13 protein-coding genes are annotated in these 13,840 nt (G+C 66.3%); 3 read left to right on the top strand and 10 right to left on the bottom strand.

Going from position 1 to position 13,840, the window contains the following annotated elements; translation table 11 throughout:
- The first annotated feature begins 72 nt into the window (after positions 1-72).
- The 3 genes from A5790_RS09540 to A5790_RS09530 all read left to right on the top strand — a co-directional run bounded on the left by A5790_RS09540 (position 73) and on the right by A5790_RS09530 (position 3,420).
- Entirely contained in the window at positions 73-1,218 is a 1,146-nt protein-coding gene (locus tag A5790_RS09540; protein WP_066842965.1) for a thiolase family protein, read from the top strand.
- A gap of 2 nt (positions 1,219-1,220) precedes the next feature.
- Positions 1,221-2,450, top strand: a complete 1,230-nt coding sequence (locus tag A5790_RS09535; protein WP_066842964.1) for an amidohydrolase family protein — start codon at positions 1,221-1,223, stop codon at positions 2,448-2,450.
- 145 nt (positions 2,451-2,595) lie between these two features.
- Positions 2,596-3,420 carry an alpha/beta fold hydrolase gene (locus tag A5790_RS09530; protein WP_066843005.1) on the top strand — a complete coding sequence of 275 codons (825 nt, stop codon included), beginning with the start codon at positions 2,596-2,598 and terminating at the stop codon, positions 3,418-3,420.
- A gap of 8 nt (positions 3,421-3,428) precedes the next feature.
- Here A5790_RS09530 and A5790_RS09525 read toward each other — a convergent pair whose 3' ends face one another.
- The 10 genes from A5790_RS09525 to A5790_RS09480 all read right to left on the bottom strand — a co-directional run bounded on the left by A5790_RS09525 (position 3,429) and on the right by A5790_RS09480 (position 13,835).
- Positions 3,429-3,917, bottom strand: coding sequence for a nuclear transport factor 2 family protein (locus tag A5790_RS09525; protein WP_066842963.1), 489 nt, complete (start codon positions 3,915-3,917; stop codon positions 3,429-3,431).
- A 7-nt stretch (positions 3,918-3,924) separates the two neighbouring features.
- Positions 3,925-4,959, bottom strand: coding sequence for an NAD-dependent epimerase/dehydratase family protein (locus tag A5790_RS09520; RefSeq protein ID WP_066843003.1), 1,035 nt, complete (start codon positions 4,957-4,959; stop codon positions 3,925-3,927).
- Positions 4,960-5,041: 82 nt separating this feature from the next.
- Positions 5,042-6,235, bottom strand: coding sequence for an acyl-CoA dehydrogenase family protein (locus A5790_RS09515; protein ID WP_066842961.1), 1,194 nt, complete (start codon positions 6,233-6,235; stop codon positions 5,042-5,044).
- Positions 6,235-7,281, bottom strand: coding sequence for an acyl-CoA dehydrogenase family protein (locus tag A5790_RS09510; protein ID WP_066842959.1), 1,047 nt, complete (start codon positions 7,279-7,281; stop codon positions 6,235-6,237). The genes A5790_RS09515 and A5790_RS09510 overlap by 1 nt, the downstream gene beginning before the upstream one ends.
- On the bottom strand, positions 7,281-8,117 hold the full coding sequence (locus A5790_RS09505; RefSeq protein ID WP_066842957.1) for an amidohydrolase family protein: 837 nt from the start codon (positions 8,115-8,117) through the stop codon (positions 7,281-7,283). Before A5790_RS09505 ends, A5790_RS09510 begins: the two co-directional genes overlap by 1 nt.
- Positions 8,114-9,727, bottom strand: coding sequence for an acyl-CoA synthetase (locus tag A5790_RS09500; RefSeq protein ID WP_066842955.1), 1,614 nt, complete (start codon positions 9,725-9,727; stop codon positions 8,114-8,116). Before A5790_RS09500 ends, A5790_RS09505 begins: the two co-directional genes overlap by 4 nt.
- Positions 9,728-9,830: 103 nt before the next feature.
- Positions 9,831-11,048: an amidohydrolase family protein gene (locus A5790_RS09495; RefSeq protein WP_066842953.1), complete on the bottom strand. Its 1,218-nt coding sequence runs from the start codon at positions 11,046-11,048 to the stop codon at positions 9,831-9,833.
- A complete protein-coding gene (locus tag A5790_RS09490) occupies positions 11,045-11,902 on the bottom strand; it encodes an enoyl-CoA hydratase (protein ID WP_066842950.1) in 858 nt (285 codons plus the stop codon). The genes A5790_RS09495 and A5790_RS09490 overlap by 4 nt, the downstream gene beginning before the upstream one ends.
- Before the next feature lie 85 nt (positions 11,903-11,987).
- The gene (locus A5790_RS09485; protein ID WP_066842948.1) at positions 11,988-12,995 is read right to left on the bottom strand and encodes a dihydrodipicolinate synthase family protein; all 1,008 of its coding nucleotides are present in this window, start codon (positions 12,993-12,995) and stop codon (positions 11,988-11,990) included.
- A gap of 42 nt (positions 12,996-13,037) precedes the next feature.
- The gene (locus tag A5790_RS09480; protein WP_066842946.1) at positions 13,038-13,835 is read right to left on the bottom strand and encodes an SDR family NAD(P)-dependent oxidoreductase; all 798 of its coding nucleotides are present in this window, start codon (positions 13,833-13,835) and stop codon (positions 13,038-13,040) included.
- Positions 13,836-13,840: the final 5 nt, after the last annotated feature.

Raw genomic sequence — 13,840 nt, 5'->3', positions numbered from 1 at the left:
CGCCACGCCGACTACGATACTGTAAGAGTTACAGTTACACGTCGAATCGGCGTTGACCAGAGAGGATCAGGCATGCACGACGTGGCCATCATCGGTGTCGGACTGCATCCCTTCGGGCGTTTCGAAGGCAAGTCCGCGATGGAGATGGGCGTCGACGCGATCTTCGCCGCCGTCGCCGACGCCGGTGTCGAATGGAAGGACGTGCAGTTCGCAACTGGGGGTAGCTGGACCGTCGCCAACCCCGACGCGATCGTCGGCATGGTCGGGTTGTCAGGGATCCCGTTCACCAACGTGTTCAACGCCTGCGCCACCGCGGCCAGCGCCGCCAAGGCGTGCGCCGACGGAATCCGGTTGGGCGACTACGACATCGGCATCGCGATCGGGCTGGACAAACACCCGCGCGGTGCGTTCACCGAAGACCCCGCCCTGGTCGGGATGCCGCGCTGGTACGCCGAGAACGGCCAGTACCTGACTACGCAGTTCTTCGGAATGAAGGCCAACCGCTATCTGCACGAGCACGGCATCTCCCAGCAGACACTGGCCAAGGTGGCGGCCAAGAATTTTCGCAACGGCGCGCGCAACCCCAATGCGTTCCGGCGCAAACCCATCCCGGAGGACCAGATCCTCAGCTCGACGATGCTGAATTATCCGCTCACGCAGTACATGTTCTGCGCTCCCGACGAAGGAGCGGCCGCCGTCGTGATGTGTCGTGCCGACATCGCCGAGCGCTACACCACCAAACCCGTGTATCTGCGGGCGGTCGAGGTCCGGACGCGCAAATACGGCGCCTACGAGGTGAACACCACGTTCGCACCCGTCGAAGAGGACGTCGCACCCACCGTCTACGCCGCGAAAGCCGCGTTCGAAAAGGCCGGTGTGGCACCGCAGGACGTCGACGTCATCCAGTTGCAGGACACCGACGCCGGCGCCGAGATCATTCACATGGCCGAATGCGGCTTCTGCGCCGACGGCGACCAGGAGAAGCTGTTGGCCGACGGGGCCACCGAGATCACCGGGCCGCTGCCCATCAACACCGACGGCGGGCTGATCGCCAACGGTGAGCCGATCGGCGCATCGGGCCTGCGCCAGATCCACGAATTGGTCCGCCAATTGCGCGGCGAAGCCGGCGACCGCCAGGTGCCCGGCGAGCCGAAGGTCGGCTTCGCGCAGCTTTACGGCGCACCCGGAACCGCCGCCGCGACGATCCTGACGAGGTGACCATGACCCAGTTCACCGATGCGCCGATCTTCGACGCGGACCAACACATGTACGAGACCGCCGACGCGCTGGTCAAGTACCTGCCCGACAAGTACTCGCGGGCGGTGCAATTCGCGCAGATTGGTCGGCATACCCGAATCGTCATCAACAACCGCGTCAACGACTTCATCCCCAACCCGACGTTCGAACGGGTGGCCGCGCCCGGCGCCCACGAGAAGTTCTTCGCCGGTGAGAACACCGACGGATTGACTCTGCGTGAGATGCAAGGCCCGGCGATCGAAGCACCCGCGGCGACCCGCAACCCGGTCGACCGCATCGCCGAACTCGACCGCCAAGGTGTCGTCGAGGCGCTGAACTACCCGACCCTGGCCAGCCTCATCGAACACGCCACCGCCGACGATCCCCAACTCAGCCTCGCGATCATTCATGCGCTCAACCAGTGGATGGCCGAGCACTGGAGCTTCAACTACGACGACCGGATCTTCTCCACTCCGATCATCAACCTCTCCGAAGTCGACGGCGCGCAACGCGAACTGGAATACATCCTCGCCAACGGCGCCAAGGTCGCGCTGATCAAACCGGGACCGGTTCGGGGGCTGCACGGTTGGCGCTCACCGGCGCTGCCCGAGTTCGACCCGTTCTGGCGCGACGTCGAGGCGGCCGGGTTGCCGATCGTGTTGCACGCCAGCTATCCGCCGCTCGACGATTACGTCGGGCAGTGGGAACCGCCCTACACCCAGAACTTCATGGCGCAGAGCGCGTTTCGGTGGATGGTGCTCGGACATCGGGAAATCGCCGACATGATCACCGCCCTGATCTGCCACGGCACGCTGACGCGCTTCCCCAAGCTGCGCATCGCCAGCGTCGAGAACGGCAGCTCGTGGATCGAGCCGCTGTTCAAGGACTTCGGCGATCTCTACCGCAAGATGCCGCAGAACTTCGGTGAGCATCCGCACGACGTGTTCCGGCGCAACATCTGGGTGAGCCCGTTCTGGGAGGGCTGCGTGTCCGACGTCGTTGACACCGTGGGCTGGGACAAGGTGCTGTTCGGTTCGGACTACCCGCACCCGGAGGGGCTCGCGGAACCGAAGGGGTTCTGGAAGTACGCCGAGGGCATGGACGTGCGTCGCACCTACGACTTCATGGGCGACAACGCACGCCGGTTCATGGGCCTGCCGATCGCGAACCCGGACCCGGACGCCGTCAGACCGCCCGCGCTGTCGAACGCCTGACCGCGGGATGCGCACAGTCACCGCGGGGTGAGCGTGCGTGCAGTGTCGCTCGTGACCGGCGTGTCCTGTGCAGACTCGCACGCTCGCGCGGGAGGACATGGCGTGGCAGAGTGCGCATGACCGGATGTTCCCGGAAGGAGCCACCATGCCCACGATCACCACGAACGACGGCGTCGAGATCTTCTTCAAGGACTGGGGGTCGGGTCAGCCGATCGTGTTCAGCCACGGTTGGCCGCTGTCGGCCGACGACTGGGACACGCAGATGGTGTTCTTCCTGCAACACGGGTACCGCGTGGTCGCCCACGACCGCCGTGGGCATGGCCGCTCGGCGCAGGTCGCCGACGGCCACGACATGGACCACTACGCCGACGATCTCGCCGCCGTCGTCGAGCACCTCGATCTGCACGACGCGGTCCACATCGGCCACTCCACCGGCGGTGGCGAGGTGGCGCATTATCTGGCCCGGCACGGGCAGTCGCGTGCGGCCAAGGCGGTGCTGATCAGTTCCGTACCGCCGCTGATGGTCAAGACGGACGCCAACCCCGGTGGCCTGCCCAAGGACGTGTTCGACGATCTGCAGGCGCAGTTGGCGGCGAACCGCTCGGAGTTCTATCGCTCTCTGGCCGCCGGCCCGTTCTACGGGTTCAACCGCCCGGGCATAGAACCGTCGGAAGCGATCATCGAGAACTGGTGGCGCCAAGGCATGATGGGCGGCGCCAAGGCGCACTACGACGGCATCGTCGCGTTCTCGCAGACCGATTTCACCGAGGACCTGAAGAAGATCACCATTCCGGTCCTGGTGATGCACGGCGACGACGATCAGATCGTGCCGTACGAGAACTCCGGTCCGCTGTCGGCGAAGCTACTGCCGAACGGAACCTTGAAGACCTACCCCGGCTTTCCGCACGGCGCGTTCGTCACCCACCACGACGTCATCAACCCCGACCTGCTGGAGTTCATCCGGCCCTGACCGGGGGCTCACTTCATCGCGCGGCGGGAGGCCGCCATGATGAGCTTGCGCACGCGGGGGGAGATGTACACGGCGACAATGCCGTTGAAGACGTCTTCGCGCAGGCGTGTCAATGTCGAACTGGTGAAGCGCCACTGCCCGTCGATCTTCTCGTAGGTCTCGTGATAGTGGCCGTAGCCGCGCAGGTTGACGCCGGGGCCGAAGCGCACGACGTCTTCGAGGGCCCATACGCCGCGGGCCGTCGTCGGTGAGGTCAGCTCGATCTCAGGGGCGTGCACCTGATGGACGGTGACCTGACTGCGCAGGCTCTTACGGGTGAACGCGACGAAGTCGTCGGCGCCAGGGATCACCTTCCCACCGGCAGGGGAAGTGTCGCTGAGGAAGCCGTCGGCGAACAGCGATCGCCACGCCGCCCAGTCCTTGGTGTCGAGGAAGCGGCAGTAACGCGCCTTCAGTTGCTTGATCGCCTCGATCTCGACGAGGTCGGCCTCGGTCATCTCGTGGTCATCTTGCGCTCATCTTCTTGGCCTGTTCGACGTAAAAATGCGCGGCCCGCTCGAGCGACTCGGCGGTGGGCCGCGGATACCAGCCGAGTTCGCGTGAAGCCTTACTGTGGTCCGCAGGCGCCATGATGTGCAACAGCCGGATCCCGGTCGTGTTGATCGGAAGCTCCCGCCGCAGCAGTCGGGCCAGCGCGCCCGCGACCCGCACCGAGGCGTACACCACGGGAAGCGGGACGCCGAACCGCGGCGGTTTCGCCCCGACCGCCCTGGCCGCCGTCGTGAGCATGTCGCGCATCGGCATGTAGCTCTCGGAGATGATGTAGCGCTCGCCGACCGCGCCGCGTTCGCCGGCGAGCAGGAACGCCTCGGCGACGTCTTCGATACCGACGACCTCGGTGGACACGCCCTTGATGTAGGCCGGGATCTTGCCGAACGCCGCGTACTGCACCATCAGCCCCTGGTGCGGTTGCCAGTCGCGAGGCCCGTACGGGTTGGACACGTTCATCACCACGGCGGGAAGGCCACGGTCGCGGGCGTAGGACAGGACCAGTTCCTCGGCCTGGCGACGCGATTCGATGTACGCACCGCCCTTGTCTCCCCAGTCGAAGGGCATGTCCTCGGTCACCGGGCGGCTTCCATCACCGAGTGCGATCGTGCCGATCGTGCTGCAGAAGACGAACCGGTGCAGCCCGGCCTTCGCCGCGATGTCGAGCACGCGACGCAGGCAGTTGACGTTGGTCTCGAACAACGGGGCCGGGTCGCTCAGATGGAATCGGGTGTCGACGACGCAGTAGTAGACGACGTCGCGGTCGGCCATCGCCGCGCGAAGCGCTTCCTCGTCGTAGAGATCGCCGTAACAGCGTTCGACGTCGAGGTCGTCGATCGCCACCGTCGAGCTCGTCTGACGCAGATACACCCTGACGTCGTCGCCGCGTTCGGCGAGTTTGCGTGTGACGTGCGAGCCGACGAAACCGCTCGGACCCATCACCAGCGCGCGGCGGGCGGGTGGTGTTGCTGTCGGCGGCGTTTCTGTCATGTTCTCCACCTCGCGAGCGACCGAAAATTGTCACATGTTCGCGGCGTGTCGTGTGCAAACACGGGCGCTCGCGGAAACAAGGTTAGGAGGCTTTCCTGGCCGGCGGGGCGTATGCGGGCTTGCCGAGGCCGAGCACGTACTGGGCGATCATGTTGCGGAACACCTCTAGCGTGCCGCCGTAGATCCCGACCAGCGGCGCGAAGCGGTACACGTACTCGGCCGCGCCGTCGTCGGCGGCCCCGTCGGTGCCCAGCGGCAGCGAGGCCGCAGTACCGAGCATGTCCATCAGATCCGGTGAGATGTCGCGCATCGTCTGCGCCAAGGCCACCCGACCGAAGATGCTGGTGGCCGAGAAAGCCGCCTCCATGCGGGCGACGCTGCGGCCCAAGCGGTATGCGACCGACCCGTCATCGATCAGCCTGCGGCCGTTGGGATCCGGCTCAGTGACCTTGGCGGCGGCCTTGTCGACGGCGGCGGCCATGGTGTTGGCCTGGTGCATCATGATCGAAACGTCCTGAAGGCCGTCGGCGGCCGCCTCGACCGCGCCGTGCTCGACGTTGAGCGGTTCGCGCACCACCGTCCAGCCGTCGTTGACCTCGCCGAGACGGTACTTGTCGTCGACGCGTACGTCGCTGTAGTAGACGATGTTCGTCCGGTCGCCGTCGACCGTGCGGATGCCCTGGATCTCGATGCCGGGCGAATCCAGAGGAACCAGAAACATGGTGAGGCTCTTGTGTTTCGGCGCGTCGGGATCGGTGTTGGTGATCAGGAAGACGTACTGGCAGTTGTGCGCGCCGGTGGTGAACATCTTGGAGCCGTTGATAACCCACCCGTCGCCGTCGCGCACGGCCCTGGTCTTGCACGTGGCCACGTCGGATCCGCCCTCGGGTTCGGTGTAGCCGAGGCAAAGCCGGACCTCGCCGTTGTATACCCGCGGCATCACCTCGGCCTTGAGTTCGGCTGAGCCGAACTTGTCGACCGACCGGGCGATCATGGCCGTGGTGCCGAACGTCACCCATGGCACGTGGGCACGGCGCTTCTCCAGCTCCCAGATGCGCCGCCGAACCCGGTTGAACCCGCCCTCGGACTCGGGCTTCCATTCGCGGGCAAGGTATCCGGCCTTGCCCAGCGCCAGATGCACGCCCTCGTCGAAGTTGTCGCCGGTCTCACGGTCGCGCCGGATGACGTCCTCGGTGACGATCTCGCGCAGGAAGGCGCGCGACTCCTGGAGGAACGCCTGGTCCTCTTCGGAGAGTTCGACCCGTGAGAAATCCATTACTTGCCCTCTCCGCTCTCGCGAGCCGCGACGATGCCTGCGATGTACTTGGCGCTGGCGGCCGGGTCTCCCCCGGCGAGCGCCCACCCGCGGGCACGCAGCAGGTAGGCACTGGCGGCGGCCTCCGCCGACACCCCGAGCCCGCCTTGAACCTGCACCGCCATCGTGGCGGCCTTGGACGCCTCTTCGGCCATGAACACGAACGCCGACGGCGCCAGTTCACGCCGCTCTTCGGGTTCGTTGTCGAGGAACCATGCGGCGCGGCGAGCCAGGTTGCGCCCGCCCTGCACCGTGATCGCGATGTTGGCCAGTGGATGCGAGATCGCCTGCAGTGTCGAGATGGGCACTCCGAGGGTGTAGCGCGATTTGGCGAACTCCGCGGCGATCGTCATCGTCTCCTCGACCAGACCGACGAGCGCCGCGCCGGTCAGCACCCGCCATTCGTCAAGTGCCCGTTGATACTCCGCGAGCGCATCGGTCCCGCTGGCCAGGACGGTGCGGGTGTCTGCGGCGGCCGGGTCGATCCACGCCATGGGCAGGCGGCCGATGTTGTCGACCTTGGTGGGTCGGGTGGCGAACGTCAGCTTGACGACGTCGTCTCCGTCGCGCAGCACGATGTGGTCGGCAACCGATCCGCTCGGCAGCAGGCGCACACCCGATGCGCTGTCCTGCGCAGGGTCGAGCCCGACGATCTGCGTACCGCTCACGATGTCGGGGTCGGTCGCGCCGAGTCGGCCGAGCAGGCGCGCCGCGCTCACGTGATCGATCCACGGCACGGGCGCCAGCGAGCGGCCGATCTCCTCGGCCACCAAGGTCAGATCGACCAGCGTGGCACCGTCGCCGCCCACGTCCTCGGGTAGGGCCATCGTGGTCGCGCCCATCGTGCACAGCCGCTCCCACAGGCTCTTGTCGAAGCCGGATGCCTCTGCGGCGCGGACGGTCTCGATCGAACAGTGCGTCTTGAAGAAGTCCTTGTACGCCGCCTGCAGCGCCTGGTGATCATCCGACAGGCTGTAGTCGAGCCTGCGCAGTTCGTAGCGGTCCATCACTGCTCCTCGTCGGCGCCGAAGAAGAACTCCTGCGCGTTGTTGTACAAGTAGTTGTCCAGCACCTCGGCCGGCAGGTCAAGAGCGAGCGCCTCGGGCACGACCCGACGCATCTTGAGCACCGGCCAGTCCGACGCGTAGATCACCTTGTTGGGTCCACGGGTGCGCATGTAGTGCAGCAGGCTGTCAGGCAGCCGCTTCGGCGACCACGCCGACGTCATCAGGCGAAGGTTCTGGTATTTGATCAGCAAGCGGATCGCGACGTCCCACCACGGATCGGCGCCGTGAATCATGCACAGTTTGAGTTCGGGGAATCGCACGCAGACGCGGTCGAGGTGGATCGGGTTCTGCACCTCGCCGGGGATCGGTGGGCCGGGGATCCCGGTGTTGACGCACAGCGGCACCCCGAGTTCGGCGCACTTGGTGTAGAGCGGGTAGTACACGGCGTCGCTGGGCGGGTATTGCCCGTCGCCCCAAAAGCTCGGTCCCACCGCCGCATACGCCACCGGCAAGTCGGTGACGACGGCCGCCAACTCGCGCAGCGACGGGATCGGCCGCAGCAGGTTGACGCCGCCGACCGCCAGCGCGAACCTGTCGGGTCTGGCGTCGACGAACTTGCGCGCCGTGGTCGAGGGTTTGGCGATGCTGTCCATCAGGATCGCCTTCTGGACCCCCTGCTCGTCCATCTCCTCGAGCAGTTCGCCGAGGTCGACGGGGGCGAACATCGACGGTGGGCCCTTGAAGTAGTCGTCGCGGACCTTGAGCATCCACGTCGGCTGCTGTTCGGTCTCGCCGAAGTGGACGTTGACCAGACAATCAATGGCCCGCGTGCTCATGCGCTCACCTGTTGTGTCGCAGCGGCTTTGGCCCAGCGGTAGTCGGGCTTGCCGTTTCCGAGCCGACGAACCTGGTCGACGAAGATGAACTCCTTCGGCGCCTTGAACCGCGCCAGGCTCGACGTGCAGTGCGCGTGCAACGGCTCGTGAGCGGCTTCGGCGCCGTCGCGCAGCGAAACGAGCGCCACGATCTCCTCACCCCACCGCTCGCTCGGCCGCCCCACCACCAGGGCGTCGGATATCGCCGGATGCGCGCGCAGCACCTCTTCGACCTCCTCGACGAACACCTTCTCGCCTCCCGTGTTGACGACCAATGAATCGCGTCCGAACAACCGCAGCGTGCCGTCGGCGGCCAACGATCCGCGGTCACCCGAGATCACCACGCGCTGACCGTCGACCACCGGGAAGGTCCGGCGCGTCGCCGCCTCGTCGTCGAAGTAGCCGAGCGGGATCCGTCCGCCACGAGCGACGAAACCGATCTCGTCCTCACCCGGCTCGAGGAAGCGCCGATAGTCCTCGGACAACACCAGCGCGCCCTCGCGCAACTCGAAGGTCTCCTTCTGCTCGCCGCGCTGGCTGCGGCCGAATCCGACATTGCCGGTCTCGGAGGACCCGTACCCGTTGATGAGGGTGATCTGAGGCAGCAACTCCAGAAGGGCGCGTTGATGTTTCGGATTGGTGGCCGCCCCACCGGTCCCGATCGCGAACAAGGACGACAGGTCGTACGTCCCGCGACGCAGCTCCTCGACCAACGGCGCCGCGTAGGCATCGCCGACCATCGTCATCAGCCCGACCTTCTCCCGCTGGGCGGTTTCCAGCACTGCCCGCGCGTCGAATCGCGTTCGGTCGTAGAGGATCACGGGCAGGCCGTTGAGCAGGGCGGCGAACGCCGTCCACATCCCCGCCGCATGCATCAGCGGCGAGACCGCGAACCAGGCCTGACCGCCGTGCGCGACCTTGGCGTGGATCTCGTCGACCGACTCGTGGTCGGCCCCGTTCATCGAGATGACGTAGGTGTCGCTCTGCCGCCACATCACCCCCTTGGGCCGGCCGGTCGTGCCGCCGGTGCACACCATCATCACATCGTCGGGCGAGGCGGCGATGTCGGCGTCGCTATCGCCTTGCGCGAGAACATCATCGAGTGTGATGGCGTCGGCGAGCTGTCGTACGGAAGTGTCGTCGTCGATCTCGATCAACAGGTCCGCCGAGGCGGGCGGCAGCACGTCGGCGAACTTCGGGCCGAACGACCGGTGGTAGATGACCGCGCGCGGACGCAGGTAATCGAGGAGCTCGGCGACCTCGCGCGGGGTGTAGTTGTAGTTGACGTTGACCGGGATCGTGCGGGCCTTCAGGCATCCGATCACCATGTCCGGGTACAGATCGTTGTGCATGAGCAGCGCGACGCGGTCTTGTCCGCACTCCCAGTTCTGCAGTTCGTCGCGTTCGCGGTGTGCCCCGAGCCCTTGTGCGGCCAGATAGTTGGCGAGGCGGCGGGTGCGGTCCGCCGATTCACCGAAGGTGCTGCGGCGGCTGCCGCACACCGTCATCACCCGATCGGGTACCGCCTGGGCAATCGCGTCGAGAACCCCTCCGATCGTCCACTCGCTCATCTGCCAGCGCCCCCGAGGTTCCCGTTGTGCGGTTTCATCCGCGACACGCGGCCATGTCCGGATGAAACCGCACAGTGACGCCTGATTCCGAATCCGGTCGGCATCACACGGCCGGAACGTTCACGCCGAGCAGGTCCAGTGCGTTGTCGCGCATCACCTTTCGGGTGTCTTCGACGCTGAACTCTGGGAACTGCGGGATGTCGGCGGTGAACGCCATCGGATCGGCGAGGCCCTCACCGTGCGGCCAGTCCGAGCCGAACAGGATCTTGTCCACGCCGATGGTCTCGGCCAGCAGTTTGACGTCGTCCTCGTAGTAGGGGGCGATCCAGACGTTGTTGCGCAACTGTTCGACCGGGTCTTCCTTGAAGTGGTACGGCGCGGTGTTCGCCGCCTTCTTGAGCCGTTTGATCAAGCGGTAGACGAAGTAGGAGCCGTTCTCGATGCTGGCCACTTTGAGCTTCGGGTGGCGGGTGAAGACCTGGTGCACGATCATCGACGCCATCGTGTCGTGGATCGCACGGTCGTCGAGCAGGACCTGGTCGAGCGGGTCCTTCTTCCCGAAACCCTCGAACGTCGCCTTTCCACCCCACAATGCGGCGATCGCGAGGTAACCGCTGTCGGACAGGTGGAAGATCACCGGCACACCGGCTTCGGCCAGTCGCGCCCACACCGGGTCGTGCAGCGGGTCACCCAGCGAGCGCGGCTTGACCAGACCGGGTACCGGCGCGGGCCGCACGCACACCGTCTTGGCGCCACGGCCGAGCACGAATTCGACTTCCTCGACGGCTTTGTCGGGATCGGCCAGCGAGACGATCGGCGCCGAGATGAACCGGTGGTCGGGCCGGTCGAAACCCCAGTCCTCGTCGAGCCAGAGGTTGAACGCGTGCACCGACGCCATGGTGGCCTCGATGTCGTGTTTGAGGGCCTCCTCGACCCCACACGCGAATGTCGGCAGCATGAACACCGTTTCGAGGTTCTGCTTGTCGAGGATCTTCACCCGGGCGTCGCGGTTCTGGTACTCGGGGTGATCCCCCAACCGGTCGACCTTCATCAGCGAGGCCGGATCCACACCGTCGGGGATCTCGCCGCGGAACAACAGATCTAGGCACCCCGGCTCGATGATCGGGTCGAACGTCGGGTTGGGGATGAAGTGGTTGACCACGCCGCCCATCACGGCGTAGGTGCGCTTGCCGTCGGTAAGCATCTGCACCCCACGGCGTTTGAACTCTTTGGGCAGGTGCCGGGTGAACGCGTCGATCGGCTCGTAGTAGTGGTTGTCGACGTCGATCGCCATGTAGTCGAGCGGTTTCGGGGAAGTCATGGCGTGTCCTCCTTGATCGGCGGAAAGTTCGGCGGGCGCTTCTCGAAGAAACTCGTGATGCCCTCGAGGAAATCGGGTCGGGTCATCGACTCGTGCATCAGCTTCTCGGCGTGGTCGCTGGCATCGAAGACATCGCGCATGCTGTCTGCGTACACCTGTTGTTTGATCACCGCCAGCGAACTGGGCGCACAGTTGGCGGCGATGTCCTCGGCATAGCCGACCGCGTGTGGGAGCAACTCCTGCGGTGCCACCACGTCGTTGACCACACCCAGCCGGGCGGCCTCGTCGGCGAAGAACACCCGGCCGGACAGCAGCAGGTCCATGGCCACGCCGGTGCCGACGATGCGCGGCAGGATCCAGGAGATGCCGTATTCGGCGATCAACCCGCGCCGGGCGAACGACGTGGTGAACTTGGCGCCCTCGGCCGCGAAGCGCACGTCGCACGCCAGGGCGAGAGTCAGCCCCATGCCCGCGCAAGCGCCGTTGATCGCGGCGATGACGGGCTTGCGCATGCCCATCAGAAAATGCGGATGCCGGGCGCCGACCAGCTTTCCGACGTCTGTGTCGGCGGCGGCATCGACCGTCGCGGCGCTGATCGTCGTCAGGTCCCCCATGTCGGCTCCGGCGCAGAACGCGCGGCCGCTGCCGGTGACCACGATCGCGCGCACCGCGGGGTCGGCCTCGGCGTCGTCCATGCGTTCGTAGAACGTGCCGGCGAGCCCGCCACCCCACCCGTTCATCCGGTCGGGCCGGTTGAGCGTGAGCAGCGCGACCCCGGTGTCGAACACCTCGTAGCGGACCGGCGCGGCCTCAGAGTCGGAGTGGGCGTCGGCGACTTGGTCAGGAGCGCTCACCCAGCAGTCCCCTTCCAGCGGCGCAAGCTCTGTGAATGCTCATACTGTACACCTATCGGTAGTGCCTTCCGCAACCGTCCCCCAGCTAGTTGTCGACCAGCCCGAGCCGCCGATACGCGGTGTCGATCTGGGCTTTCGCCTCGGCGGGCAGGTGGGCCTGCGGCGGCCGGGAGTGCGGGTACTCCCCGATCGGTAGGCCGAGCACCGACGCCGCGTACTTGAACGCGCCGCCCCAGTGGGTGAAGTAATCGGGTCGCCCGGGATAGCAGGTAAACCACGAGCCCATGTCGAGGTCGAACTGGTCGAGCCCGGACTCGCGCGCGTGGTCCATCGCCTCGACCAGTTTGTCATTGACGATCAGCTCCCAGTACTCGCTGAACACGCGTCGCTCCGGGGTCTCGAACAGGTAGCCGGCGGTGCCGAGCTGCGCGGGGCAGACGATGCCGTCGCGCAGCCAGCCCGCGCGGTACACGGTCTTGTCGCACTCCCACACCGCGAGATCCGGCGCCAACTCGTGCAGCATCCGGCTGGCCATCGGGCGGAACGCGCCCTCCTTCGTCGCGCAGACCGCCGGAATCTGGTCGTAGATAGCGGCGCTTTCGGCCGGCGTCAGGACATAGCCCGACGACGGCGAATTGAACATGCCCAATGCGATGTCGGTGCGGTCGGCGATGTAGCGGAAGAAGTTCAGCACCCCCTGCCCGCCGTGCGCCTCCATCATCGGGGTCTGGATGTAGACGATGTCGGCGCCGGCCTCTTGCGCGTGACGCGTGAGCTCGAGGCAGTCCTTGGCCGCCGTCGCCGCCGTGCACGCCTGCACGACGACGTCAGGGTTGGCGGCGCGGCCCTCCTCGATCGCGATCTCCAGCAGGCGCTTTCGCTCGTCGATGGTCAGCGCCCAGAACTCGGCGATACCGCTCGTACACCACAACAGCGGATGGTTCAACGCGCCGACGCAGTGCCGCACCAGCGTCCGGTAGGCGTCCCAGTCGATGCCGTCGCCGTCGACACCGCGAAACGGCGTGTACAGCGAATCACCGATGCCGCGCAGATGATTTCGAGCCCACTCCCGGGCGTCCTTCGCCGAAGCCACGACGACCTCCTCAGCCGATTCCGATGAACCTCACGCGAAGGTTCAGGTGAAATCTGAGCCCCCGTCGACGTTGACGTTGGCACCGGTCATGTACGAGTTGCGGCGAGACGCGAGAAATGCGACCACGGGCGCGATTTCGTCGGGCAATCCCGCGCGCGGGAGATGCGCCGGATGGCCGAAGTGCTCGCCGATGGCCGACATCAACGCGTACGGATCGTTGCCGTCGACGCCCACCGACTCGGCCCAGCCGATCAGCGCCTCGGAGGCGATGCTGCCCGGAGAGACCACGTTGACCATGATCTCGTCGGGGGCCAGCAGCAGCGACAGGTTCTTTGAGATGCTCGTCAGCGCCGCTTTGGCGGCGGTGTAGGCGGGCAGGATCACGCTCTGCCGTTGCGTTGAATGGGCGGAGAAGTTGACCACGCGCGCCCATTCGGCCGCGCGCAACAGCGGTAGCGCCGAGCGCACGCAATGCACCATGCCCATCACGCCGCTGTCGAACGCGATGCGCCACTGCTCGTCGGTGAGGTCCTCGAAGGTGCCGACGGCATCGGGGCCGACGGCGTTGATCAGGATGTTGAGTCGGCCGTCCCAGCGCTGCGCGACTTCGTCGAAGGCTCGCTGCACCTGATCGGCGTCGGTCGTGTCGGCACTCAGCGCGAGCGTGTCCGGGCTGCCGATTTCGGCAAGGGCCGTCGCCGCGTCGGCGAGGACATCCGGCGTCCGTCCGACAATTGCGACCCTGGCTCCATCCTCGGCCAGGCAGCGCGCCGTCGCAAAACCCATTCCGCGCCCGCCGCCGACAACGACAGCGGTGGCATTCTTCAGCCCGAGGTCCATGCGGC

The sequence above is a fragment of the Mycobacterium sp. 852002-51152_SCH6134967 genome (genome assembly GCF_001667105.1).
Lineage (GTDB): Bacteria > Actinomycetota > Actinomycetes > Mycobacteriales > Mycobacteriaceae > Mycobacterium > Mycobacterium neumannii_A.
The sequence above is the reverse complement of the archived record's forward strand: the minus strand, read 5'-3'. Positions and strand labels throughout refer to the sequence as shown.